The organism is Neisseria sicca 4320 (assembly GCF_000193735.1).
GTDB lineage: Bacteria > Pseudomonadota > Gammaproteobacteria > Burkholderiales > Neisseriaceae > Neisseria > Neisseria sicca_E.
Genome location: NZ_AEPF01000056.1, coordinates 18,405 through 42,054 on the forward strand (window position 1 = coordinate 18,405; position 23,650 = coordinate 42,054).

Consider the following 23,650-nt stretch of genomic DNA (forward strand, 5'->3'; position numbering starts at 1 on the left):
ATATGAACATCACCATTGTCGCCCCCTACTGTTCGCTGCCGTCCGAGCCGCATTTCAACCGCTTCTGGTATCTTGCCGAGCTGTTGTCGCAGTCTCATGACGTGCTGCTGATTACCAGCAATTTCAAACACTACGACAAATCTTTCAGACGACCTGAAGATGCCGAATCTGCTTCGCAAGGTCGTCTGAAAGTCATGCTGCTGGAAGAGAGCGGCTACGGCAAAAACGTCTCGCTGGACCGTGTCAAAAGCCATCATGTGTTCGTCAAACATTTTGAGCAATGGCTGAACAACTGCCGTCCGGGCGAGCAAGACGTCGTCTTTTCCGCCTACCCGCTGATTGCCACCAACCTGCTTTTGGGCGAACACAAAGCGCGTTTGGGCTATAAACTGATTATCGACGTGCAGGACGTATGGCCTGAGTCTTTCTCCTCAGTCGTGCCGTTTTTGAAAAAAATACCGCACAACCTGCTGCCCTTCTCCTCCCGCGCCAACCGTGCCTACCGCTACGCCGACGCGCTGGTCGCCGTGTCGCAGACCTACCTCGACCGCGCCAAAGAAGCCAATCCGAACGTACCCGGCGAAGTCGTCTATATCGGTGCGGATTTTCCGAAACTCGATGCCGCGCCGGCAAAAGACTTCGGCGACAGCAAAACCCGTTTCTTCTACTTGGGTACGCTCAGTTACAGCTATGACGTGGAAACCGTGTGCAAAGGCATCCGCAAACTGTTGGACGACGGCGAAAATGTAGAGCTGCACATCATGGGCGGCGGCCCTGATTTGGACAGGCTCAAACAATACGCCTGCGACGGCATCCGGTTTTACGGCTACATCCCCTACACCGAAATGATGTCGGTCGCCAAAGGCTGCGACATCTCCGTCAACGCCATCCATTCCTACGCCATGCAGTCGATTACCAACAAACTGTCCGACTACATGGCATTGCAAAAACCGATTTTAAACAGCCAAGTCAATGACGAAGTTGCCGAAGTCCTCACCCTGCTGCCGCACGCGGACTACCGTTCCGGCGATGTGGACAGCTTCGTCCGAGCCGCCAAAGACATTCTGGCGCGCAAAAACGACCCCGTTCAATCCGACGAAATCGTCCGACGCTTCAAGCGCGATGTGGCGTATCAAAAAATCGTCAACCTGATTGAAAGATTAGCCCATGAGTAAATTCTTCAAACGCCTGTTTGACATCGTCGCCTCCGCCTCGGGACTGATTTTCCTATCGCCCGTATTTCTGATTTTGATCTACCTCATCCGCAAAAACCTGGGCGAACCGGTATTCTTCACCCAAGAGCGGCCGGGCAAAGACGGCAAACCGTTCAAAATGATCAAATTCCGCTCAATGCGCGATGCGGTCGATAAAGACGGCAACCCTCTTCCCGACAGCGAGCGGCTGACTCCTTTCGGCAAGAAACTGCGCGCGACGAGTTTGGACGAACTTCCTGAGCTTTGGAACGTCCTAAAAGGAGAGATGAGCTTGGTCGGCCCGCGACCGCTTTTGATGAGCTACCTGCCGCTTTACAACGAATTTCAATTCCGCCGCCACGAAATGAAACCGGGCGTAACAGGTTGGGCGCAGGTCAACGGGCGCAACGCGCTTTCGTGGGACGAAAAGTTCGCACACGATATTTGGTATATCGACCATTACAGTTTTTGGCTGGATATGAAGATCCTGTTTTTGACAGTCAAAAAAGTCTTTATCAAAGAAGGCATTTCGGCTGAGGGAGAAGCCACCATGCCGTATTTCACAGGGAATGACACAGATGAAAAAAAATAACGTACTTATCCTTTCCGCGGGAAGGCGCGTCGAATTGGTACAGGATTTTCAAACCGAAGCCGCCAAGTTTTCAGACGACGTCAAGATTTTGACGACGGATTTGGTACCGCGTATGTCTTCCGCCTGCCATGTTTCGGACGGTTCGTTTGAAGTGCCGCTGATCAGTTCCGATTCGTATATCGACAGCATTTTCAATTTGGCGGTACGCGAAAACATCGGTTTGATCATCCCGACCATAGATACCGAACTGCAAAAACTGGCGAATGAACGCGACCGCTTCGAGGCGGCTGGTATCCACATCGTCGTTTCCGATGCGGACTTTATTGCGCAATGCCGCGACAAACGTAAAACTGCCGACCTGTTTGCACAGTACGGCATACGCTCGCCCGAAATTTACGACCGCGAAAAATTGGTTTTCCCTTGCTTCGCCAAGCCTTACGACGGCAGCCGCGCCATCGGTGCCAAAAGAATCGACACGCCTGCCTGCCTGACACCTGAAATTTTGGATGACCCCAAACTGATGTTCTGCGAGCTTATCGATATCGAAAACGAATTTTCCGAATTTACCGTCGATATGTATTACGACCATGAAGGTCGTCTGAAATGCGCCATCCCGCGAAAACGCTTGGAAGTGCGCTCCGGCGAAGTCAGCAAAGGCATCACCCGCAAAAACAGCCTCTACCAAACGCTGCTGGAAAAAATAGCGGTATTGGAAGGCGCGCGCGGCTGCATCACGGCGCAGTTCTTCTGCAACGAAGAAACCGGCGAATTCTACGGCGTGGAAATCAACCCCCGCTTCGGCGGCGGCTTCCCGCTGACGTATGCCGCAGGCGGCAATTACCCGGGCTGGCTGATGCACGAATACTTCCGCAACGAAGAAATCCCGTTTTCAGACGACTGGGAAAACAACCTCATCATGCTGCGCTACGATGCCAAGGTCTTGGTTCATGAAAACGATTAATCCCGAAACCGCTGTCATTGTCTTCGACTTGGACGATACGCTGTATTCCGAATACGAATACAAGCTGTCCGGCATCCGTGCGGTCGTCGATACCGTTGTCGCACTGTATCCCGATTGGAATTCAGACGACCTATGGCGCAGCATCGACCCCGATGGCAAAGACTGGCTGGACAAGTTGTGCCGCCACTGCGGTTTCAACGAATCAGAGAAACAGGTTCTTCTATGGCAATACCGGCTGCACCGCCCGACGCTGACGCCGTATGCCTCTCAGAATTTCCTGTCCGAACTGACCGCGCCCTTCGCTGCACGCGCACTGATTACCGACGGCAGAAGCCTGACCCAACGTCTGAAACTGGAAGCCTTGGGTCTGTCTTCCCTGTTTGACGACATCCTCGTCTCCGAAGCCTGCGCTTCGGAAAAGCCAGACGGCAAACGCTTCCGCCATCTGCAAGACAAATATGCCGAAAAGGCAGACTGCTTCATCTATATCGGCGACAACATTTCCAAAGACTTCATCACGCCGAACGCTTTAGGCTGGATAACCATAGGATTGCGTCCCTCCGGGCAGAACATCCACCGCCACCTGCCTGAAAGTTTTAACACAGAATATCATCCCAACTTTTGGATTGATTCCCTTCAAGATTTAGCATCTTTGGGCAATTCAAGCATTTAAACATTACATAATCAAACGTACACTCACGATACTAAAAAGGACTATTTCATGACGAAAATATTATTCATGGGACGTAAACGGCTTTCCGCCAACCTACTCCGACTCTTATCCTCACAAGACGGCATCGAAATCGTCGGCGTTCTGACCGACAGCCACCTGCAAGGCTCGCCGACGACCGCCGCCGCTAAAGAATTGGGCTTGCCGCTCTACACTTTCGATACCGCCTTGGAAGCGATGAAGGAAGGTCGTCTGAAATACGATTTGGGCTTGTCCGTACTCTACTGGCGCAAACTACGCGACGAATTCCTGACCATCCCGCGCTTGGGTACGATCAACTTCCACCCTGCCCTGTTGCCCGAATACAAAGGCACGGGCGGCTACAATCTCGCCATCATGGACGAATTGTCCGAATGGGGCAGCACCGCCCACTACGTCGATGCGTCCATCGACACCGGCGAAATCATCGAAGTGGACCGCTTCCCCATTGACCCCGCCGCCGAAACCGCCCAATCGCTCGAACGCAAAACCATGCAGGCATTGGAGCCGTTCGCACAACGCATTATCGCCCGCGCCATTGAAGCGCAAGCCAAACTGCCGACCACGCCCAACATCGGCGGCCGCTACGTCAGCCGCGACGAGATGGAAGCCATGAAGCAAATCCGCGACGGCGACGATGTGGAGAAAAAAATCCGCGCGTTCTGGTTCCCGCCTTACGACGGCGCATACGTCGAAATCGACGGTCAAAAATACACCTTGATCAACCGCCAACTGCTGGAAGAAGTCGCCCCCAAAGACTCCACCAGCCTTTTCGCAGGAAAAGCCAATGCTTAACACATCCCTTTCCCCATGGCCGAGCTTCACCCAAGAAGAAGCCGACGCCGTTTCCAAAGTCCTGCTGTCCAACAAAGTCAACTACTGGACGGGCACCGAATGCCGCGAATTTGAAAAAGAATTCGCCGCCTTCGCCGGTACGCAATACGCCGTCGCCCTTTCCAACGGCACGCTGGCACTCGATGTCGCGCTCAAAGCAATGGGCATCGGCGCAGGCGACGACGTCATCGTTACCTCGCGCACCTTCCTTGCCTCCGCTTCCTGCATCGTTACCGCAGGCGCAAACCCCGTGTTTGCCGATGTGGATTTGAACAGCCAAAACATCAGCGCAGAAACCATCAAAGCCGCGCTGACGCCGAATACCAAAGCCATCATCGTCGTCCACCTCGCCGGTATGCCCACCGAAATGGACGACATCATGGACTTGGCAAAAGAACATGATTTGTGGGTAATCGAAGACTGCGCCCAAGCACATGGCGCGAAATACAAAGGCAAATCCGTCGGCAGCATCGGACACGTCGGCGCATGGTCATTCTGCCAAGACAAAATCATGACCACCGGCGGCGAGGGAGGCATGGTCACCACCAACGACAAAGAGCTGTGGAGCAAAATGTGGTCGTACAAAGACCACGGCAAAAGCTACGATGCCGTGTACCACCGCGAACACGCCCCCGGCTTTCGCTGGCTGCACGAAAGTTTCGGCACCAACTGGCGCATGATGGAAATGCAGGCAGTCATCGGCCGCATCCAGCTCAAACGTATGCCCGAATGGACGGCACGCCGCCAAGCGCACGCCGCCAAGTTGGCAGAAAGTTTGGGCAAGTTCGCCAGCATCCGCCTGATTGAAGTCGCCGACTACATCGAACACGCGCAATACAAGTTCTACGCCTTCGTCAAACCCGAACACCTCAAAGAAGGCTGGACACGCGACCGCATCGTGAACGAACTGAACGCACGCAAAGTCCCCTGCTATCAAGGCAGCTGCTCCGAAGTCTATTTGGAAAAAGCCTTCGACAACACGCCGTGGCGACCCAAAGAGCGACTGAAAAACGCCGTCGAACTGGGCGACACCAGCCTGATGTTTTTGGTGCACCCGACGCTGACCGACGACGAAATCGCGTTCTGCAAAGAACACATCGAAGCCGTATTGGCAGAAGCTACGGCATAAAGCAAAACCGCCGTGCCCGTATCATCGGGACGGCGGCGGTTTACCGCTTCAGCAAAATAAAAAAGGGAACCGGCAATCAGCCGACACATACGGAAAACCAATGCTCCGTAGCAACAAACGTCTTTTCAGACGACCTTTGCATGACCGAGGTCGTCTGAAACCCACCTACAACATTATTCAGAACATACCAAAATGAATTTGGAAACCCTGTTATCCCTGCCCCGCAACGTCAAAAAAACCTTCTTCGTCATCCACGACGTTTTGATGATTTTCATCGCCTTTTGGTTTGCGCAAAGCCTCCGTGCACAATACTCCGACGAATGGGCAAGTCTGGCAAACTGGCTGGCGTTCGGCTCGACCGCCATACTGACCATCGCCCTATTCGTCAGACTGGGGCTGTACCGCGCCGTTACCCGCTTCGTCAGTACCCGCGTCCTGACCGCCGCCGCATTCGGCAGCCTGATTTCAGCCGTCTTGTTCTGCCTGACCACCTTGGTTTTCGAACGTAAGCTACACCTTGCCCTGCCTGTCGTTTATTTCTTGCTGCTGGTCGTCTGTATCACCAGTTCGCGCATGATTCTGCGCGCCATCCTGACCGACCGGCACAAAAAACAAATGGCGCCCGTCATCATTTACGGCGCAGGACAATCCGGCCGCCAACTGCTGGAAGCCATCAAACAGGTCAACGAATATTCCGCCGTCGCCTTTGTGGACGACAACCCCAAAATCCGCCGCACCGTCATCTACGACCTGACCGTCTATGGTCCTGAAGACATCCAATCGCTCATCGACCGCTACGGTGTGGAAAAAATCCTGCTCGCCATCCCCAGCTCCACTCAGGAAGAACGCCGCCGCATCATCCAAAGCCTCGAAAAATACAAATGCGAAGTGCTGACCATTCCGGGCATGAAAGACTTGGTGGACGGTAAAATCAAAGTCAGCGCGCTGAAAAAAATCTCCGTCGTCGATTTGCTCGGCCGCGACCCCGTCGCCCCGCGACCCGAACTCATGGGCGCGGACATCACCGGCAAAACCGTCATGGTGACAGGTGCGGGCGGCTCCATCGGCTCCGAACTCTGCCGCCAAATCCTGAAATGCCGCCCGTCCAAATTGCTGCTGTTCGAACTGTCCGAGTTCTCCCTGTACAGCATAGACAAAGAATTGCGTGAAACTCAGGCAGCCGCCGGCAGTCAAATCGAAGTCGTGCCCCTGCTTGGTTCCGTACAAAACAAAGAACGCCTGATCAGCGTCATGACCGCGTACGGCGTTGAAACCGTCTATCACGCCGCCGCCTACAAACATGTCCCCATGGTCGAGTTCAACACTGTCGAAGGCATACGCAACAACGTCTTCGGTACGCTCTTGTGCGCCCAAGCCGCCGTCGAATCCGGCGTCAGCACCTTCGTGCTTATCTCAACCGACAAAGCCGTGCGCCCGACCAACACCATGGGAGCGAGCAAACGCATGGCGGAACTCTGCCTGCAGGCACTCGCGGCTGAACCCAACCAATATACCCGCTTCTGTATGGTACGCTTTGGCAACGTTTTAGGCTCCTCAGGCTCTGTCGTGCCGGTATTTGAAAAACAAATCGCCGAAGGCGGCCCCATCACTCTGACCCACCAAGACATCACCCGCTACTTCATGACCATCCCAGAAGCCGCCCAACTCGTCATTCAAGCGGGCGCAATGGGCAAAGGAGGCGACGTATTCGTGTTGGATATGGGCGAATCTGTTAAAATCATTGACTTAGCCAAACAAATGATTACGCTTAGCGGCCTGAAATTGAAAGATGCCCAACATCCCGACGGCGATATCGAAATTAAAATTACAGGACTGCGTCCGAGCGAAAAACTTTACGAAGAGTTGCTTATTGGAGACGAAGTACAAAAAACCACTCATCCCCGAATTATGACCGCCAGCGAAGTAATGCTGCCATGGGCACAATTAAATGACATAATTATGCGTATGGACTTAGCGTGCTCAAATTCAGACCAACAAACCCTGCGCGCCCTGCTGCTCGAAGCCCCCGCAGGCTTTAATCCCAAAGACGATATTTGCGATTTGGTTTGGCAGCAGACACATTAAACACCCTACCGATAAAGCAAAACATTCCACAAAAAGGTCGTCTGAAAGTTTTCAGACGACCCCGATAAGACTGACAAGGATACCGACATGAAAAAACAGCTTGCCCTCATCAGCCTGTCCCTGATGGCACTGACCGCCTGCAACAGCAGCACCGTCATTCCCGGCTCCACCATCAACACACGCAACAAAACCATCGTTTACGAAAACGGCGAAACCGTAGCAGACACCAAATTCGACAAGCGCGTCGCCATATATCCGATTACCTTCGGCCTCGTTGAAAAAATGCGCAAACCTCCAGTGTTGTCACAAAACAACGGTGTGCTTGAGCGCAGCAAAGCCGCCTACCGCTACCACATCGGCAAAGGCGACGTATTGAACATCATGGTCTGGGCGCACACCGACCTCAATTCGCCCGTACAACAAAGCAACCCGCAAACCAACCAAGTCAGCCGTGGCGCATGGGTGGACGAAGGCGGTTACATCACCTATCCGCTGGTCGGCAAAATCCAAGCGCAAGGCAAAACCATAGACGAGCTGCAAAACATCCTGACAGGTCGTCTGAAACGCTATCTTAAAAATCCCCAAGTCGCCATCAACGTAACCGAATTCCGCTCGCAACGCGTATCCGTTGCCGGGGCGGTCGGACAAGCCGGACAACTGCCGATTACCAACGTCCCCATGACCATCCTTGATGCCGTCAACCAAGCGGGCGGTGTGGCGCAAAATGCCGACACCCACAACATCAAATGGACGCACAACGGTGTCGACCGCACCATTTCCCTGCAAAGCATCATGCAGTACGGCGACATGTCGCAAAACCACCTCTTAAGCAACGGCGACATCGTTTACGTGCCGAACAACAGCAACAGCAAAGTGTACGTTATGGGCGAAGTCGGCCGCCAAGCGACCCTGCCTATCGGCAATCATGGCTTAAATCTCACACAGGCATTGGGTGAGGCTGGTGGCATGAACCAAACTCAAGCCGATGCAACAGGCGTATTCGTCATCCGCCGCGCACCTGAGGATGCTATCAAACCTATCCATATTTACCAACTTAACCTGAAAGACGCGACTGCTTACGCATTAGGCAACGATTTTGACTTGCGCCCCAACGACATCGTCTATGTAACTGCCGCGCCGGTTACCCGTTGGAACCGCGTAGTGTCGCAAATAACCAGCTTCGTTACCAACGTCAACTCTATCGACAGCACATTCAAATAACCTGACGGTCCGGCAACATCTGTTGTCAGGCGGAACAGCGGTTCGGGTATGAGTCGTCTGAATTCTGAATAATATATGAACGGAATCCCCATCCAGACCGATAAAATATCCGGCCGCAAACTGTTTTATAATGATTTGACCCTATACAAGAAAAATACCGCTTCCCTTATGTTTCAAAATATTTTAGTAGTATGTATGGGCAACATCTGCCGCTCCCCGACGGCAGAACGTATTTTGCAGAAAAAACTGCCCAATCACCGTATCAGCTCTGCCGGCATTAACGCATTGGCGGGAAAAGATGCAGATTTTCAAGCCATCAAAACTGCCCTCAAACACGGCGTTATCGTCGCAGGACATACCGCCCGCCAACTGACGCCGCAAATGTGCGACGAAGCGGATTTGATTTTGGTCATGGAGCCGGCACATATCGACATGGTTGCCGACATTCAACCCTCTGCACGCAGCAAAGCTATTTTGCTTGCCCAATGGCTACCGAAAAAAAATATACCCGACCCATTCAAACAAAGCAGTGAAATGTTCGAAGCAGTCTTCCTACAAATCGAGCAAGCCGCCGACACATGGGCGGATAAACTGAGCGGACAGGCAGAGCAATAATCTCCATCCTGCGCACAACAGAACCCGTTTAAGAAGAAAGTCTACTGATGTACAAACAATATCCCTCATCAGCCCCTGCCGGCAACGACGAAATCGACTTCGGCCAACAAATGCAAAGCCTGTGGCAAAACAAAAACAAAATCGCCGCTGCAATCTTAGCAGGCGGATTGGCAGGTGCCGTAATCGGTTTGGCCTCCACCCCGCTCTATCGTGCCGATGCCATGTTGGAAATCGAAACCAAACAAAACCAGATTCTAACCGAAATCAACAACATGCTTTCCAACGAACCCGCCCCGTCCGAAGCAGAAGTGGAGCTCGTTCAATCTCGTTTGGTATTGGGCAAAACCGTTGAAGACCTACAACTCGACCAAGAAGTCAAAGCCACCTATTTCCCGATTTTCGGAAATATAGTGCACAACCTCAGCGGCAGCGACGATCCTATGCTAAAAATCGGTTCGTTTACCGTTTCTGAGGACTGGATCAACAAACCTTTCAAACTGACCGTTAAAGACAGCAAAACCTATCTGCTGACGCTCCCTGACGGTACAACTAAAGAAGGCCGCGTCGGCGCTCCCCTTAAAGTCAATAACGAAACCGTTTTAAAAGTCGACCGCATTCTTGCTGAGGCAGAGCAAGATTTCGAGCTGACCAAATTCTCCAAACTCAGCGCTATCGAAAACCTAAAAAACAAGCTCTCGGTCATCAGTAAAGGTAAAACCAGCCCTATCATCAACCTGTCTTATACCGATACCGATCCTAAAAAAACCAGTACTATTCTTAACAGCATCGCCGACAATTACGTCTCCCAAAACCGTGAACGAGACGTTCAAGTCGCGTCCAGCGGCTTGGCGTTCATCAGCGAAGAATTACCTCGTCTGAAAGAAACCTTGCAAGACGCAGAAAACAAACTCAACGCCTATCGCGAACGCTCCGGTTCGCTCGATATTCCGCTTGAGTCCAAAGGCGCACTTGAAAGCCTGACCAGCATCGAAACCCAAATCACCCTGCTCAAAACCGAAGAAGCGGGTTTGGCAGAACTGTACACTCCGGAACACCCTTCCTATAAAGCCGTTTTGGATAAACTGGCTGTCCTCGAACGCGCCAAGAGCAAAATCAACCAACAAATTGCCGGCCTGCCCAACACACAACAGGAAGTCATCCGTCTGACCCGCGACGTAGAAACCAACCAAGCGACCTACGTCCAACTCTTGGCGAAACAACAAGAACTCAACATCATGAAAGCCAGTGCGCAAGGCAACGTCCGCGTCGTTGACCATGCCTACACGCCGGAAAAACCGATCGCCCCGCGTAAAGCCGTTATCGCCGCATTGGGCGCGCTGGCCGCAGGCGCACTTGCCTCCATGTGGTTCCTTCTGCAAGGCCGTATGCGCCGCGGCATTACGTCGTCTGAAGAAATCGAAGCCCTCGATCTCGAAGTCTCAGCCCTTATCCCGCATTCAAAAACCCAGCAAAAACGCGACCTTATCAAGCGCAAGTTCAAATCGCTCAAAGGCCGTTCCAACTATCTTTTGGCAAACGAGGACAGTACCGACATCGCCGTCGAAGCCATTCGCGCCCTGCGTACCAACATCTACTTCTCCATGCTGGACGCACGCAATAATATCCTCATGATTACCGGTGCGGCTCCTGAAGCAGGTAAATCCTTCATTTCCGCCAACCTCGCCACCGTGATGGCACAGTCCGGTAAACGCATCTTGCTGATTGATACGGATATGCGCAAAGGCTATCTGGATCAGTTGCTGAACGTAACACCCGAATTCGGCCTGTCCGATCTTCTTTCCGGGGAAGTTTCCCCTGCACAGGCTGTTACTCAAACCAACATTCCCAACCTGCACCTCATCAGCACCGGCAGCTATCCTAAAAATCCGTCCGAGCTGCTGATGGACAACCGTTTCAAAGAACTGTTGTCAAACGCGCAAAAACGTTACGATTACGTCATCATCGACACCCCGCCCGTTTTGGCGGTAACCGATGCCGTCGTTGTCGGACAACATGCAGGCACAGTCCTACTGGTCAGCCGCTACGGCAATACGACTACCAAAGAGCTGGCTATCAGTGCGGAGCGCCTGCGTCAAAACAAAATCACCATCAAAGGCGTTATCCTCAATGGTATGAAACGCGAGGCAAACAGCACTTACGACTACTACTATTCTTACATAACGCCTACCGAAGGCAAAAAAACAGCCAAGAAAACTACGTCAGAAAAACCAAAGGCCTGACGATAGGTAAGGTTTGTTGTCAAAAAGGTCGTCTGAAAATTTTCAGACGACCTTTTTTCTCATCAACACAGTCAATTCAAAGAAAAGCCCCAATCTCCATCATGTTTGCCATAGCCTGCCCCGCGTAAGCAGGGTGCAATGCCGAAACTATCAGCAAGGTACCATACTGCCATCAGATTTTGCTTAACGGCTTTTCAGACGACGTTTCAATACCTTGGTAAAACTGCCGATCAGCCCATCAGCCAAACCACCAAATGCACCATGCTCTGCCCGATGATGACCATAAACAGCCCCGCCAAAATCATAGTCAGGCTCGCCATCACGCCTTCGGTTTCGTGGCGTTGTCCGGCACGAGAAGTGCCGAAGCCGTGGGCGGCGTTGCCCAGTGCGACACCGTTGGCAGTATGGAAACGGATGCGTGTAAACGCCAAAAACAAATCGCCGAATATCATGCCGACGAAGCCGGTGATGATGGTGAACAGCGACACCAGCGATGCCGAGCCGTGGATTTCACTTGCCAATACGACGGCAAACGGCGTGGAAATCGAGCGCGCCATCAGGCTGTTGGTGACTTCGCTGTCGAAGTGGAACATATTGCCCATCAAAAACGCGCTGGCAACGCCGACGAACATGCCGACCATAATCGCTATTGACAGGATGGGAAGCTGGCGGCGGATGACTTCGCGGTTTTCATAAATCGGGATGGCGAAGGCGACCGTTACCGGCGTGAGCAGGAAAACGATGCTTTGCGTGTATTTGTGGTAAGTATCGTAGGAAATGCCTAAAAGCAGCATCAGGATGATGGTGCTGACCGAGACGGTAACGACGGGCGAGAAAATCATCAGCGGTTTTTTGCGGTAGATTTTTTTCGCCACAAAATAGGCGAAACAAGTCCAAGCGAAGCAGGCAAGCGCGGCGTAATCCATTTTAATTCCCTATCAGGCGTGCAATTTTTTATGCAGGCGGCGTTTCCAGCGGTAGCAGAAATTCAGCGTCAGCGCCGTGCTGATCATCACTAGCGCGGTGCCGACCGCAATCGTCAGCACAAGCCGCCAGCCTTCGGAAATCAACAAATCACGGTATTGCAACACGGATACCATAATCGGAATAAAGAAAAACACCAGTTCGCCCAACACCCATTTGGCGCCGCGCTCGACCATGCCGGTTTGAATCACGCCCAAACCCAGCAGCGCAAGCATCAAAAACAGCCCCAATACGCTCGAAGAAACAGGCAGATGGGCAAAAGCGCACCTCAAATCCGACACCAGCCACACCAAGCCGACCACGGCAAGCTGCAAGGTCGCCTGAAAAAATCGCGTCAGCGTATCCATAAGGTTTATCACTCTCTAATTCCAAAACGAAAATCATGCCCAAGAGAAATAATAGACTTCAAAAGCCTGCATTGTTTCGTCGAACTCGTGCGCCTGCAAAGTTTTTCCGCCGCCGCATCCGCGCTCAACCTGACCCAGCCCACCGTCAGCAAAACCATACAGGCATTGGAAGAAGAGCTGGGCGCGCCGCTGCTGGTTAAAGAAAACGGCCGCAAAAAACGCCAAGTTGCCACTACGCCCATCGGCGAAGAAGTGTACCGCCATGCGCTGAACCTCCTGCACGAACGCGACCTGCTGCTAGCCCCCGTCCACGAAGACTTCGACAGCATTACCCTTTGCGAGTACCCGCTCGTCGTCCTCATGCCGCGCGCCCAAGCCCGCCGCCGTTCTCAGCCTCAAAAGCCTGCAACACGAACCATTTATCCTGTTCGGCTCAGGGTTTTCCCTCAACGAAACCATCCAAACCGCCTGCCGCAGCAAGGTTTCACGCCCAACGTCGTCTGCCGCACCGGACAATGGGACCTGCTCGCCGCATGGTGGCGCACCATATCGGCATCGCCCTTCTGCCCGAATACTACGCCCGCAAAATCAACCCCGACACTTTCGCCGCCGTCCCGCTGACCGAACCCGAAATCCGCTGGCAACTGACGATGGCGTGGAAAAAAACACCAGCGTCCCACCCCCGCGCTCAGGGCTTGGCTGGGCATCGTCGGGGAAGAGTTCAGGAAATAGAAAAAGGTCGTCTGAAAAACCATAATCAGATTTTCAGACGATATCTTTGCGCTTTTCCGTCTATAACGCTTCACCAAAATGTCACTATAATCCACACCCCCATTTTTTCAGTTACGTCGTCTGAAAATGTCTGAAACCATTCAAAACCGCAAAATAAAATTCGCCTTAGTCGGTTGCGGCCGTATTTCCAACAACCATTTCGGCTCGTTTGAAGTGTTGCAAGAAGATTGCGGACTCGTTGCCGTGTGCGACATCGATCCTGCCGCGCTTGCAACAGCGGTCAAGCGCACCGGCGCGAAAGGTTATGCCCACTATACCGAAATGCTGACGGAAACCGATGCCGACGTAATCGTCATCACCACACCGTCCGGCTTACATCCCGAGCAGGCGGTTCAGGCATTGGAAGCGGGTTTTCACGTCGTCACCGAAAAGCCGATGGCAACCTGCTTTACTGACGGCGAACGCATGGTTCAAGCCGCCGACAAAGCGGGCAAACGCTTGTTTGTCGTGAAACAAAACCGCCTCAACGCCACGCTGCAACTACTCAAACGCGCGGTCACGGAACAACGCTTCGGCAAAATCTATATGGTGCATCTGAATGTTTTTTGGACGCGCCCGCAGTCGTATTACGACCAAGGAGGCGGTTGGCGCGGCACTTGGAAGCTGGACGGCGGCGCGTTCATGAATCAGGCAAGCCACTACGTCGATTTGATGGAATGGCTCATCGGCCCGGTGGCGGAAGTGCAGGCGATGATTGCGACCCACCGCAAAATTGAAGCCGAAGACACGGGCGTGATGAACCTCCGTTGGCGCGACGGCACGCTCGGTTCGATGGCGGTAACCATGTGCACTTATCCGAAAAACCTCGAAGGCTCGATTACCATTTTGGGCAAAACCGGCACGGTACGCATCGGCGGCATGGCGGTGAACGAAATTCAGGAATGGAATTTTGCCGACGAGCGCGATTACGACGAACAGGTCAAAACCGCCAATTATGAAACCACGTCGGTGTACGGTTTCGGGCATCCGCTGTATTATCGGAATGTTGTCGATGTCTTGCGCGGCAAGGCTGAGCCTGTTGTCGACGGGCGGGAAGGCTTGAAATCGCTGGAGCTGATTAACGCCGCCTACCTTTCTGCACACAACCGTCAAACGGTTTCGCTGCCGCTGGTGCTGCAAACTTTGCAAACGTTTGACCATTCTTACTATTCGAAAGGAAGTCCCTTTCATAATCAATCAAAGGAATCATCATGATACTTACCCGCGAACAAGCCCTCGAAATTTTCAAACGGCGCGTTTCCGTCCGCTATTACGATCCTGCACGCAAAATCAGTACCGAAGATTTTGCCGCCATCCTTGATTTCGGCCTCCTCTCGCCCAGCTCCGTCGGCTTCGAGCCGTGGCAGTTTGTGGTTGTGCAGAACGCGGCATTGCGCGAAAAAATCAAACCCTTCGCTTGGGGGATGCAGGCTTCCATTTCGGTTGCCAGCCACGTCGTTTTCCTGTTGGCACGGAAACACGCCCGCTACGACAGTCCCGCTTTTGAAGAAATGATGGACAGACGCGGTATGACCGCTGAAGAACGGTCAGGGGCACTTGAACGCTACCGCCGTTTCCAAACCCACGATATGCCCATCGCCGACGACGAACGCGCCCTGTTTGACTGGGCAAGCAAGCAAACCTACATCGCGCTGGGCAATATGCTCACCGGCGCGGCGATGCTCGGCATCGATTCTTGCGCCATCGAAGGCATGGAGTATGCCGAAGTGGAAAAAATCCTTGCCGAAGCCGGATTGCTCGATACTGAACATTACGGCTTGTCCGTCGCCGCAACCTTTGGCTACCGTGTGCGCGACATCACCCCGAAACCGCGCCGCGATGCATCGGAAACGGTGATTTGGGCGGAGTAGCGCCGATTAAATCTAAAGGGTTGAACAGAAATCACCGTATCGTTTCAAACAGATATTTTTGCAAGCCGTCAAAACAAATCCTGTGATTTCTGTTTCTCTCTCAAAAAATAAAAAAGGTCGTCTGAAATCTGTTTCAGACGACCTTTTCGATATTGATCCGAATAGTTAACGGATTTTCAGCGTACTCAATCCGATTAGCACCAAGACGATGGTGATGATCCAGAAACGGACGACGACTTGGGTTTCTTTCCAGCCTTTTTGTTCGTAGTGGTGGTGGATAGGCGCCATCAGGAAGATGCGTTTTTTGGTTTTCTTATACCAGCCGACCTGAAGCATGACGGATACGGCTTCTACGACGAACAGGCCGCCCATGATGACGAGGACGAACTCCTGGCGGACGATGACGGCAACGGTACCGAGTGCCGCACCCAACGCCAGCGCACCGACGTCGCCCATGAAAACGTGCGCGGGATAGGCGTTGAACCACAAAAATCCGAGACACGCGCCGCACATGGCGGTACAGAAAATCACGACTTCGTTCGCGCCTGCGACATAAGGCAGTTGCAGGTATTGGGCGAATTGCGAGTGTCCGCTGGCGTAGGCGAAGATGGAGAGGCCGGCGGCGACGAGAACGACGGGGAAGGCGGCAAGGCCGTCAAGGCCGTCGGTCAGGTTGACGGCGTTGGAAGTACCGACGATGGTCAGATAGGTCAGGACGACGAAGCCGACTACCCCCAACGGCAAGGCGACTTGCTTGAAGAAGGGAACGATCAGGATGTTGTTGGAGGAGTTTTCAGCAAGGAAGAACAGGGCAAGCGCGGCGATAATGGCGACGCTTGACTGCCACACCATTTTGAATTTGGGAGAAACGCCGTCGGGGTCTTTATAGACGACTTTGCGCCAGTCGTCGTAAAAACCGAGTGCGCCCGTGGCGAGCAATACGCCCAAAAGAATCCAAATATATGGGTTTGCCCAGTTGCCCCACAAGATTGTGGACACGGTGATGGCGGTCAGAATCAGCGAGCCGCCCATCGTCGGCGTACCGTTTTTGATAAGGTGGGTCTGCGGCCCGTCGGTACGCACTGCCTGCCCGACTTTTAACTGCGTCAGTTTGCGGATGGTCCATGGACCGAGCAACAGGGAAAACGCCAAGGCGGTCAAGGCTGCCATGACGGCGCGGAATGTGGTGTATTGAAAGACATTCAGACCGGACAACCAGTTACTGAAATGTGCAAGCCATAAAAACATGGGGCTTCCTTTTGTTTTTGTTGTTACATTGGGCTTATCGCCCGTTTTAAAGTTTGGTTTTGGGGTCGTCTGAAAAAGTTTCAGACGACCTTTGTAGATTATCAAGCAGGTTATGACAGTCAGGGCTTAATGAAGTTCACTTTATATTCAGGTTTTTAGGGAACTTTTATCCGTTATCCAGACCGCGGGCGGCGTTATGGAGCGGAGGCGGCGTTCGCGTCTTTCTCAATCACGCAAACCGGATAATTCCCCGGATTCTTGCCGCCGCCCAAGTCCAGACAAAGGTCATCATAAAGATACGCCTGCGTCTGCATTCCGGCATAAAACGCGCCAATCAGCGCGGCAATCAGCAATAAGGCTTTCACAAAACCGCGGCTGTTCATTTTCAGACGACCTCTTTATCCATCAACGCCTCGACCACTTCTTCCATTTTCATAAAGCGCGAACCTTTCACCAATACGGTGGCGCGTTCGGGCAAATCGTGGCTCAACACTTGAATCAACGGGTCTTTGGCGGCAAACCACAAACCGTCCGCACCAAACGTTTCCGCCGCTTCGACGCTGTTGTCGCCGACAAAATAAGCCGCTTCGATACCTTGGTCGCGGGCGTACGCGCCGACTTCAGCGTGCATGGCGGCGGCTTCGTCTTCGCCCAGTTCGCCCATATCGCCCATCACGAAAATACGCGGCGCAGGCATACGCGCCAACACGTCAATCGCAGCTTTCATGCTGTCGGGGTTCGCGTTGTAAGTATCGTCAATCAAGGTCGCTCCTTTGATGCCGGATTTGACGTTCAGACGACCTTTGATGTTGCTGAAACCTTTCAAACCTTCCGCCACATCGTTCAAACTCAAACCAGCCGCCAAAGCTAGCGCGGCGGCGGCGGCGGCGTTGTGGATATTGTGGTGACCGGGAACAGGCAGCACCACCGCAGCACGCTCGTTGCCGCACACCAAATCAAATTCGCACGACAAAGGTTCCAGCACGATATTTTCCGCGTGGACATCGCCGCTATCGACGCCGAAAGTCTGTTGCTGATGACCTTGGGAGGTCATCTGAAACACGGCGGCATGTTCGTCTTCGCACGGAATCAAAGCCAATCCGTCTTCGCCCAAACCTTGATAAATCTCGCTTTTCGCCTTGGCAATATCGAGCGTGCCGTCAAAACCGCAGCCGACATGGGCGCGCAGGGCGTTGTTGACCAAAGCGGCATCGGGTTTGGCAATTTGCGTCAAAACCGCCAGTTCGCCGAAATGGTTCATACCCATTTCGATCACGGCATAGCAGTGTTTTTCGTTTAATTTCAACAAAGTCAGCGGCAGCCCAATATGGTTGTTGAAGTTGCCCGCCGTCGCCAAAACGGCATCATCGCCGAAACGGCGGCGCAATACCGCAGCCAGCATTTCCTTCACCGTCGTCTTGCCACCAGAGCCGGTAATGCCGAACACAAACGGGTTCACATTCCCGCGCCACGCCTTCGCCAGCGTTTGCAATGCGGCAAGTGTGTCATCGACTTTCAATGCGCCATCCATTGCAGCGCAATCTTCGCGCGAAACCACAACCGCCGCCGCACCCGCTGCCAATACGTCTTCAACAAAATCATGCGCGTCAAACCGCTCGCCCGCCAATGCGAAAAACACATCGCCCGCGCGGATGTCGCGGCTGTCGGTAACAATGCGCGAAACAGGTTTGTTTTCAGACGGCAGCGGAAGGTTGAGGGTTTGGCAGATGAAATTTAGGTCTAGTGGTTTCATGGTTTCTTTCGTTTGTTTTTTTCAGACGGCCTTACATAACCATCCGTAAATGTTTCATCATAGATTTAGGTGTAACAAAAGTTAAACCGTACATACTGCCTAATGCTACTGCCTGGTTTTCCTCTAAATCGGCAGCCAATATCACAAAACGGTCATCCGGCAAATTCAATCGTTTTTTCAAGCGTACATATTTTTCAATGTCTCGTCTGAATTCCCCTGATTTACATTCCACCACAATCGGCTCTTTACCTATCGGCAATAATACGACATCCAACTCCTGTTTATCTTCATTGCCGAATTTGACTTTTACATTTCGCGCGCAAGAAAAAGCATAATCCTTGCCTTTTTGTTTTGCTTCTTCAAGCATTTTGCCCAACGCAAACCATTCAAGCCATCCACCACAAAAAAAGTGTTTGATGGCAGTGGCACGTTGCAGATTCAAGCGGACAATTTTTTCCTGTTTCTGATAAAAATACTTAGAAAACAGAGTATGGCTATAAAATTGTCGGCATAGATTATTCATTGTTTGCCCATCTTTTTGCGACATTTTGCCGACATCCAAACTAATGCTTGTATGGTTGTGGCTATATGCCCAACTGATCTGACCCAACATATTTTTAGTAATCTGATAATTGCTGCCCAATTTAGCGGCAGCCTCATCAAAAAAACCGCTCATATTTACCGCCTGTAAGTTAAACATTGGCACAATATTGGCTCGGGCAAACCATTGCCGTATTGGCTCATGCTGTTTTTCAGTAGCTAAAATGTCAGTTTCCGATAAATTGACGCCTGCCAGCGGATTATAATTTTGGTTTTCCGAACCGGTATCTTGCTGTACATTTTCCTCCCCACCGTCTTCCTGTTGCTTCAAAGCCTGCAATTCCCGGTTCACCGAAAAATAACGTTCTAACAATTTACTGATAAAAAATAAAGTGTCGTAAACCTTAACCGGAGCCGTGCATTTTGGACAAGTAATTTCACTCATTCCGGATTCGTAGTCATGCTCATTCATGCAGCCGCATTTATTGCAGCGAAAAATACCCATAATGTTCCCTCTTTATTTGTTTCAAAATTTATTTCAGACGACGTTTGAAAATTTTATCTTTCCTGATTAATCAACGGATACGGATTGATCGCACCGCTTGGCAAATAAACGCCGTAATGCAAATGGGCGGGTGTGGTTTTGGCATTGCCGGTTTTGCCGACATAGCCGATGACCTGTCCTTCTTTCACACGTTCGTACAGGCGGACGTTGGCGAATTTGTTGAGGTGGGCATAATAGTGCCATGCGCCCGGTCCTTGTATGCCAATGACTTTGCCACCCAATCGGTTGCGCCCGATTTTGGTTACGATACCGGGTGTTGTGCTGCGTATCGGCGTGTTTTTCTTAGCGAAAATATCCACGCCTTCATGTCTGCGTCCTTGACTGCGCGCTGCGCCCCAAGTGTCGTCAAAACGCTTGCCTTTGACAGGATTGGGCAGACTTTGCGCCGCCGGCGGCTCTTTCGCCCTCAGTTCGGCAATTTCAGCGCTCGGACGCGGCAGTTGTTTGGTGGTACAGCCCGCGAATAAAATCATGGCTGCAATGATTAAAAGGGCTTTTATCGGCATTTTTAGCATCAAATCGGTCTCCTCGTTTTTCAGACGACCTTTGAAATTCGAAATCAGTGTCGTCTGAAACAATTGTGATAGGTTTAATGGCTGACGTGCCGTAATGCGTGTGTCGTGTTGCTTTTATTGTGGGAGATAAACGTTTTCAGACGACCTTGATGGCCTTCAGGTCGTCTGAAAACTTTGGAACCCGTTGTTATATCCGCTCTGCCAATGCTTTCTCTGCCACTTCGAAATCAGAAAAATGATGCTTCACACCCTGCATGTCCTGATAATTTTCGTGTCCTTTACCGGCAATTAGAATGATGTCGTTTGCGGCGGCACGTTCGACTGCGTGACGGATGGCGGCGGCGCGGTCGGCTTCGACGCATTCGGGCGCGGGAACGGCGGGCAGGATGTCGTTGATGATGTCTTGCGGATTTTCCAAACGCGGGTTGTCGCTGGTTACGACGACTTTATCCGCGCCCTGTACGGCTGCCGCGCCCATCAGCGGGCGTTTGCCGCGATCGCGGTTGCCGCCGCAACCGAATACGCACCACAAAGCCGCGCCCTGCGGTTTGATTTCCTGCAAGGTGGAGAGTGCTTTTTCCAATGCGTCGGGCGTGTGGGCGTAATCGACAACGACCAAGGGCTTGCCGCTGTTCATAATGCAGTCCATACGGCCTGAGGCGGGACGGATTTTTGCCAGCACACCCAATACTTTATCAAGCGGATAACCGTTGGCACAAAGCAAGGCGATGCAGGCGGCGAGGTTTTGCGCGTTGAACCGTCCGAGCAGGCGCGTGCGGCAGCGTCCTTCACCCCACGGGGTTTGGAATACGGCTTCCATGCCGTCTGAAGAAGCGGTGAAATGAACAATGCGGATGTCGGCGTGTTCGCTGAAGCCGTAGCCGTAAACGGCCAAATCGGGACAGTCTTTTTTCAGACGACCTGCGAGTTCTGCGCCGTATTCGTCATCTACGTTGATGACGGCGTGTTTCAAGCCGTGCCAGTAAAACAGGCGAGACTTGATGGCACCGTAGGCTTCCATCGTGCCGTGGTAGTCGAGGTGGTCGCGTGTGAGATTGGTGAAGATTGCGCTGCGGAATGGCACGCCGTTGACGCGCGACTGGTCAAGACCGTGGCTGGAGACTTCCATCGCAGCGGCTGTTGCGCCTTGTTGACGGAAACGGTAGAGCAGGGTTTGGACATCGACGGGGGCGGGGGTGGTGTGCGTGGTTTCTTCCAATGCGCCCCAAAAGCCGTTGCCGACCGTGCCGATGATGGCGGTTTTTTCGCCCAACAAATCGGCGGCTTGCGCCAGCCATTGTGTGATGGAGGTTTTGCCGTTGGTGCCGGTTACGCCCCAGACTTTGAGGTCGTCTGAAACGTTGCTGTACACTTGCGCCGCCAACATACCGGCACGGTGTTTCAAATCTTTGATGCCTTGATTGGGGACTTTCCATTCGGGATCCCACGCAAATTTGCCGTCGTCGTCCCAAAAAACAAAAGCCGCGCCGTTGGCAATGGCAGCGGGGATATAACTGCGGCCGTCGGTATATTCGCCCTGGCAGGCAACGAAAATATCACCTTGTTTGATTTGACGGCTGTCTGAATGCAACAAACGCCCTGCTGCGTTTGCACACAGCAGAGGCGGAATGTTGGTTTCAGCTAAAGGGGTTAACTTGCTGAACATAAAATAATCTCGTTGATACTCGGATTAAGACGGTGTTTTGACGGCTGCAACATTAGTCAGAGGTTTGGTCGGAGAAACGCCCAAAATGTTCAGGCTACCGCCCATGACTTGCTTGAAGACCGGACCTGCCACTACACCGCCGTAGTAACCGTTTGCAGTCGGCTCATCGATGGTTACCGCCACAATCACACGGGGATTTTTGGCAGGTGCAAAACCGATGAAAGTGGCGACGTGTTTGTTATCGACGTAACGTCCGTTGACCAACTTACGCGCTGTACCGGTTTTCGCGCCGACGTCGAAACCATCTACCGCACCTGCCGTACCTGTACCGCCGGGTTCGGTTACAGAAACCATCAAATCACGAACTTCACGCGCGGTTGAAGCTTTAATGACGCGTTTGCCTTTTGGCGCAACTGCCTGTTTCTCAAAGCTGACCGGCAACAATTCGCCGTCATGTGTCAACATGGTATAAGCACGCGCCAATTGCAGCAGGCTCAATTGCAAGCCGTAACCGAAAGACATGGTTGCCTGTTCAATCGGCTGCCATCTGCGCCAGCTTCTCAAAAGACCGGCCGTCTCACCCGGGAAACCGGAGTGCATCCGCACACCAACACCCAAATCATGATAAAAATCATACATTTCTTTAGGTGTGAATTTTGCAGACAGTTTGCTGGTACCGACGTTGGAAGATTTTTGCATAATGCCGCGCACATCCAAAGTAGGATACACATGGGTATCGCGTACGGTAGCGGGGCCGATTTTATAAGGCATGGTGTTAAAACGATCAGCAACACCGACTTTGCCGGAATCCAATGCTTTGGCAATTGTAAACGGCTTCATGGCAGAACCCGGCTCGATCATATCGGTAACGGCGCGGTTACGGCGCTGTTCGCTATCTGCACTGCCCGGCTGGTTAGGATCATAGGCAGGGCTGTTGACCAGAGCCAAGATTTCGCCGGTTTGCGCATCCAATACCACAACCGTACCTGCTTTGGCTTTGTGATAAGCCACCGCCTTATTCAATTCGTCATAAGCAAGTGTTTGGATGCGTTGATCCAAAGACAAAACCATGTCCTGACCGTTTTTCGGATCGCTGTTGCGCGGAGAATCCAAACTATCGACGATATTGCCTTTATTGTCGCGCAAAACCACTTTCGCACCGTCCGCACCATGCAGACTGTCTTCACGCGACAGTTCCAAACCTTCCTGACCTTTGCCGTCGATATTGGTGAAACCGATAACGTGCGCGAACAGGTTGCCCATCGGATAATGGCGTTTCAGCTCTTTCTGGAATGCCAAGCCTTTAATACCCAAGGCAGTAACTGCATCAGCTTTTTCTTGACTCAACTGCCGTTTGAGATAAACGAAGTCCTTCTCTTTTTTTGAAAGTTTTTCCGAGAGTACGTCAACAGGCACATCGACAATATCCGACAATGCGGCCAATCGTTGGGCAGTCGGCATCTCCTCCATACCCGAAGGCATGGCATACAAAGATTCTGTCGGCGCACTCAAAGCTAGAGTTGCGCCGTTGCGGTCGGTAATCATACCCCGTGAAGCCGGAAGCTTCAGAGTGCGGACGAAACGCTGATCGCCCTGATTTTTCAAAAACTCATGTTGCGTCGTTTGCAGATAAATACCGCGCCCGAGCAATGCAGTGAAAGCAAGAGCCATACACCCCAAAACAATACGGATACGCCCGTCGCTGGTGACGGGTTTTTTTACCTTCTCGGTCTTAGGCAGCATCCGAGGCTTATATTCGTTCTTAATCAACATCTTAAAATTCTCATATTATGTATTTGCCGAACTACGTT

General features: G+C 52.4%; 23 protein-coding genes. 14 read left to right on the plus strand and 9 right to left on the minus strand.

The features are described 5' to 3' along the window. The first annotated feature begins 2 nt into the window (after positions 1-2). The 10 genes from NSCA4_RS0105420 to NSCA4_RS0105465 all read left to right on the plus strand — a co-directional run bounded on the left by NSCA4_RS0105420 (position 3) and on the right by NSCA4_RS0105465 (position 11,579). Positions 3-1,175, plus strand: coding sequence for a glycosyltransferase (locus NSCA4_RS0105420; RefSeq protein ID WP_016687191.1), 1,173 nt, complete (start codon positions 3-5; stop codon positions 1,173-1,175). Continuing rightward, positions 1,168-1,785, plus strand: a complete 618-nt coding sequence (locus tag NSCA4_RS0105425; protein ID WP_016687192.1) for a sugar transferase — start codon at positions 1,168-1,170, stop codon at positions 1,783-1,785. Before NSCA4_RS0105420 ends, NSCA4_RS0105425 begins: the two co-directional genes overlap by 8 nt. Then, a complete protein-coding gene (locus NSCA4_RS0105430; protein ID WP_016687193.1) occupies positions 1,772-2,746 on the plus strand; it encodes an ATP-grasp domain-containing protein in 975 nt (324 codons plus the stop codon). Before NSCA4_RS0105425 ends, NSCA4_RS0105430 begins: the two co-directional genes overlap by 14 nt. Further along, positions 2,733-3,419: an HAD family hydrolase gene (locus NSCA4_RS0105435; RefSeq protein ID WP_016687194.1), complete on the plus strand. Its 687-nt coding sequence runs from the start codon at positions 2,733-2,735 to the stop codon at positions 3,417-3,419. Before NSCA4_RS0105430 ends, NSCA4_RS0105435 begins: the two co-directional genes overlap by 14 nt. Before the next feature lie 48 nt (positions 3,420-3,467). After that, positions 3,468-4,250 carry a formyltransferase family protein gene (locus tag NSCA4_RS0105440; protein ID WP_016687195.1) on the plus strand — a complete coding sequence of 261 codons (783 nt, stop codon included), beginning with the start codon at positions 3,468-3,470 and terminating at the stop codon, positions 4,248-4,250. Further along, positions 4,243-5,418, plus strand: coding sequence for a DegT/DnrJ/EryC1/StrS family aminotransferase (locus NSCA4_RS0105445; RefSeq protein ID WP_016687196.1), 1,176 nt, complete (start codon positions 4,243-4,245; stop codon positions 5,416-5,418). Before NSCA4_RS0105440 ends, NSCA4_RS0105445 begins: the two co-directional genes overlap by 8 nt. A gap of 192 nt (positions 5,419-5,610) precedes the next feature. Next, a complete protein-coding gene (locus NSCA4_RS0105450) occupies positions 5,611-7,503 on the plus strand; it encodes a polysaccharide biosynthesis protein (protein WP_016687197.1) in 1,893 nt (630 codons plus the stop codon). Positions 7,504-7,590: 87 nt separating this feature from the next. After that, positions 7,591-8,724: a polysaccharide export protein gene (locus tag NSCA4_RS0105455; RefSeq protein ID WP_016687198.1), complete on the plus strand. Its 1,134-nt coding sequence runs from the start codon at positions 7,591-7,593 to the stop codon at positions 8,722-8,724. A 168-nt stretch (positions 8,725-8,892) separates the two neighbouring features. Continuing rightward, positions 8,893-9,339: a low molecular weight protein-tyrosine-phosphatase gene (locus NSCA4_RS0105460; protein ID WP_029609560.1), complete on the plus strand. Its 447-nt coding sequence runs from the start codon at positions 8,893-8,895 to the stop codon at positions 9,337-9,339. 47 nt (positions 9,340-9,386) lie between these two features. After that, complete coding sequence (locus tag NSCA4_RS0105465; RefSeq protein ID WP_016687200.1) at positions 9,387-11,579, plus strand: polysaccharide biosynthesis tyrosine autokinase; 2,193 nt, start codon at positions 9,387-9,389, stop codon at positions 11,577-11,579. 230 nt (positions 11,580-11,809) lie between these two features. Here NSCA4_RS0105465 and NSCA4_RS0105470 read toward each other — a convergent pair whose 3' ends face one another. Further along, on the minus strand, positions 11,810-12,505 hold the full coding sequence (locus NSCA4_RS0105470) for an LrgB family protein (RefSeq protein ID WP_016687201.1): 696 nt from the start codon (positions 12,503-12,505) through the stop codon (positions 11,810-11,812). A gap of 12 nt (positions 12,506-12,517) precedes the next feature. Then, on the minus strand, positions 12,518-12,910 hold the full coding sequence (locus NSCA4_RS0105475; RefSeq protein ID WP_016687202.1) for a CidA/LrgA family protein: 393 nt from the start codon (positions 12,908-12,910) through the stop codon (positions 12,518-12,520). Positions 12,911-12,997: 87 nt separating this feature from the next. Here NSCA4_RS0105475 and NSCA4_RS12870 point away from each other — a divergent pair, with 87 nt between their 5' ends. Genes NSCA4_RS12870 through NSCA4_RS0105490 form a run of 4 tightly spaced genes read left to right on the plus strand, consistent with a single transcriptional unit; the run spans position 12,998 to position 15,552 of the window. Next, complete coding sequence (locus NSCA4_RS12870; protein ID WP_255265280.1) at positions 12,998-13,531, plus strand: LysR family transcriptional regulator; 534 nt, start codon at positions 12,998-13,000, stop codon at positions 13,529-13,531. Further along, positions 13,444-13,776, plus strand: a complete 333-nt coding sequence (locus tag NSCA4_RS16020) for a LysR substrate-binding domain-containing protein (RefSeq protein WP_255265282.1) — start codon at positions 13,444-13,446, stop codon at positions 13,774-13,776. Before NSCA4_RS12870 ends, NSCA4_RS16020 begins: the two co-directional genes overlap by 88 nt. After that, the gene (locus NSCA4_RS0105485) at positions 13,769-14,896 is read left to right on the plus strand and encodes a Gfo/Idh/MocA family protein (RefSeq protein ID WP_016687203.1); all 1,128 of its coding nucleotides are present in this window, start codon (positions 13,769-13,771) and stop codon (positions 14,894-14,896) included. Before NSCA4_RS16020 ends, NSCA4_RS0105485 begins: the two co-directional genes overlap by 8 nt. Further along, positions 14,890-15,552: an NAD(P)H-dependent oxidoreductase gene (locus tag NSCA4_RS0105490; RefSeq protein ID WP_303660079.1), complete on the plus strand. Its 663-nt coding sequence runs from the start codon at positions 14,890-14,892 to the stop codon at positions 15,550-15,552. Before NSCA4_RS0105485 ends, NSCA4_RS0105490 begins: the two co-directional genes overlap by 7 nt. A 165-nt stretch (positions 15,553-15,717) precedes the next feature. On the opposite strand, the gene mraY is transcribed toward NSCA4_RS0105490, so the two are convergent. The 7 genes from mraY to penA form a co-directional block, all read right to left on the minus strand. Further along, a complete protein-coding gene (gene mraY, locus NSCA4_RS0105495; protein WP_016687205.1) occupies positions 15,718-16,800 on the minus strand; it encodes a phospho-N-acetylmuramoyl-pentapeptide-transferase in 1,083 nt (360 codons plus the stop codon). Between the two features lie 194 nt (positions 16,801-16,994). After that, the gene (locus NSCA4_RS0105500) at positions 16,995-17,183 is read right to left on the minus strand and encodes a hypothetical protein (RefSeq protein WP_016687206.1); all 189 of its coding nucleotides are present in this window, start codon (positions 17,181-17,183) and stop codon (positions 16,995-16,997) included. A gap of 2 nt (positions 17,184-17,185) precedes the next feature. Continuing rightward, the gene (locus NSCA4_RS0105505; protein WP_016687207.1) at positions 17,186-18,553 is read right to left on the minus strand and encodes a UDP-N-acetylmuramoyl-tripeptide--D-alanyl-D-alanine ligase; all 1,368 of its coding nucleotides are present in this window, start codon (positions 18,551-18,553) and stop codon (positions 17,186-17,188) included. A gap of 31 nt (positions 18,554-18,584) precedes the next feature. Continuing rightward, positions 18,585-19,598 (minus strand): hypothetical protein, encoded by a 1,014-nt coding sequence (locus NSCA4_RS0105510; RefSeq protein WP_016687208.1) that lies wholly within the window; start codon positions 19,596-19,598, stop codon positions 18,585-18,587. Positions 19,599-19,651: 53 nt separating this feature from the next. Then, on the minus strand, positions 19,652-20,173 hold the full coding sequence (locus NSCA4_RS0105515) for a M23 family metallopeptidase (protein WP_016687209.1): 522 nt from the start codon (positions 20,171-20,173) through the stop codon (positions 19,652-19,654). A gap of 187 nt (positions 20,174-20,360) precedes the next feature. Next, positions 20,361-21,839 (minus strand): UDP-N-acetylmuramoyl-L-alanyl-D-glutamate--2,6-diaminopimelate ligase, encoded by a 1,479-nt coding sequence (locus NSCA4_RS0105520; RefSeq protein WP_016687210.1) that lies wholly within the window; start codon positions 21,837-21,839, stop codon positions 20,361-20,363. A 24-nt stretch (positions 21,840-21,863) separates the two neighbouring features. Further along, positions 21,864-23,612 carry a peptidoglycan D,D-transpeptidase PBP2 gene (gene penA, locus NSCA4_RS0105525; protein ID WP_029609561.1) on the minus strand — a complete coding sequence of 583 codons (1,749 nt, stop codon included), beginning with the start codon at positions 23,610-23,612 and terminating at the stop codon, positions 21,864-21,866. Between the last annotated feature and the right edge of the window lie 38 nt (positions 23,613-23,650).

What these genes read in the sequence shown, in the direction of transcription:
- NSCA4_RS0105430 (WP_016687193.1), top strand. Translation starts at nt 1,772, where the DNA reads ATGAAAAAAAATAACGTACTTATCCTTTCCGCGGGAAGGCGCGTCGAA.
- penA (WP_029609561.1), bottom strand. Translation starts at nt 23,612, where the DNA reads ATGTTGATTAAGAACGAATATAAGCCTCGGATGCTGCCTAAGACCGAG.
- NSCA4_RS0105520 (WP_016687210.1), bottom strand. Translation starts at nt 21,839, where the DNA reads ATGTTCAGCAAGTTAACCCCTTTAGCTGAAACCAACATTCCGCCTCTG.
- NSCA4_RS0105515 (WP_016687209.1), bottom strand. Translation starts at nt 20,173, where the DNA reads ATGCTAAAAATGCCGATAAAAGCCCTTTTAATCATTGCAGCCATGATT.
- NSCA4_RS0105435 (WP_016687194.1), top strand. Translation starts at nt 2,733, where the DNA reads ATGAAAACGATTAATCCCGAAACCGCTGTCATTGTCTTCGACTTGGAC.
- mraY (WP_016687205.1), bottom strand. Translation starts at nt 16,800, where the DNA reads ATGTTTTTATGGCTTGCACATTTCAGTAACTGGTTGTCCGGTCTGAAT.
- NSCA4_RS0105450 (WP_016687197.1), top strand. Translation starts at nt 5,611, where the DNA reads ATGAATTTGGAAACCCTGTTATCCCTGCCCCGCAACGTCAAAAAAACC.
- NSCA4_RS0105420 (WP_016687191.1), top strand. Translation starts at nt 3, where the DNA reads ATGAACATCACCATTGTCGCCCCCTACTGTTCGCTGCCGTCCGAGCCG.
- NSCA4_RS0105505 (WP_016687207.1), bottom strand. Translation starts at nt 18,553, where the DNA reads ATGAAACCACTAGACCTAAATTTCATCTGCCAAACCCTCAACCTTCCG.
- NSCA4_RS0105470 (WP_016687201.1), bottom strand. Translation starts at nt 12,505, where the DNA reads ATGGATTACGCCGCGCTTGCCTGCTTCGCTTGGACTTGTTTCGCCTAT.
- NSCA4_RS0105465 (WP_016687200.1), top strand. Translation starts at nt 9,387, where the DNA reads ATGTACAAACAATATCCCTCATCAGCCCCTGCCGGCAACGACGAAATC.
- NSCA4_RS0105425 (WP_016687192.1), top strand. Translation starts at nt 1,168, where the DNA reads ATGAGTAAATTCTTCAAACGCCTGTTTGACATCGTCGCCTCCGCCTCG.
- NSCA4_RS0105445 (WP_016687196.1), top strand. Translation starts at nt 4,243, where the DNA reads ATGCTTAACACATCCCTTTCCCCATGGCCGAGCTTCACCCAAGAAGAA.
- NSCA4_RS0105455 (WP_016687198.1), top strand. Translation starts at nt 7,591, where the DNA reads ATGAAAAAACAGCTTGCCCTCATCAGCCTGTCCCTGATGGCACTGACC.
- NSCA4_RS0105485 (WP_016687203.1), top strand. Translation starts at nt 13,769, where the DNA reads ATGTCTGAAACCATTCAAAACCGCAAAATAAAATTCGCCTTAGTCGGT.
- NSCA4_RS0105500 (WP_016687206.1), bottom strand. Translation starts at nt 17,183, where the DNA reads ATGAACAGCCGCGGTTTTGTGAAAGCCTTATTGCTGATTGCCGCGCTG.
- NSCA4_RS0105460 (WP_029609560.1), top strand. Translation starts at nt 8,893, where the DNA reads ATGTTTCAAAATATTTTAGTAGTATGTATGGGCAACATCTGCCGCTCC.
- NSCA4_RS0105510 (WP_016687208.1), bottom strand. Translation starts at nt 19,598, where the DNA reads ATGGGTATTTTTCGCTGCAATAAATGCGGCTGCATGAATGAGCATGAC.
- NSCA4_RS16020 (WP_255265282.1), top strand. Translation starts at nt 13,444, where the DNA reads ATGGTGGCGCACCATATCGGCATCGCCCTTCTGCCCGAATACTACGCC.
- NSCA4_RS0105440 (WP_016687195.1), top strand. Translation starts at nt 3,468, where the DNA reads ATGACGAAAATATTATTCATGGGACGTAAACGGCTTTCCGCCAACCTA.
- NSCA4_RS0105475 (WP_016687202.1), bottom strand. Translation starts at nt 12,910, where the DNA reads ATGGATACGCTGACGCGATTTTTTCAGGCGACCTTGCAGCTTGCCGTG.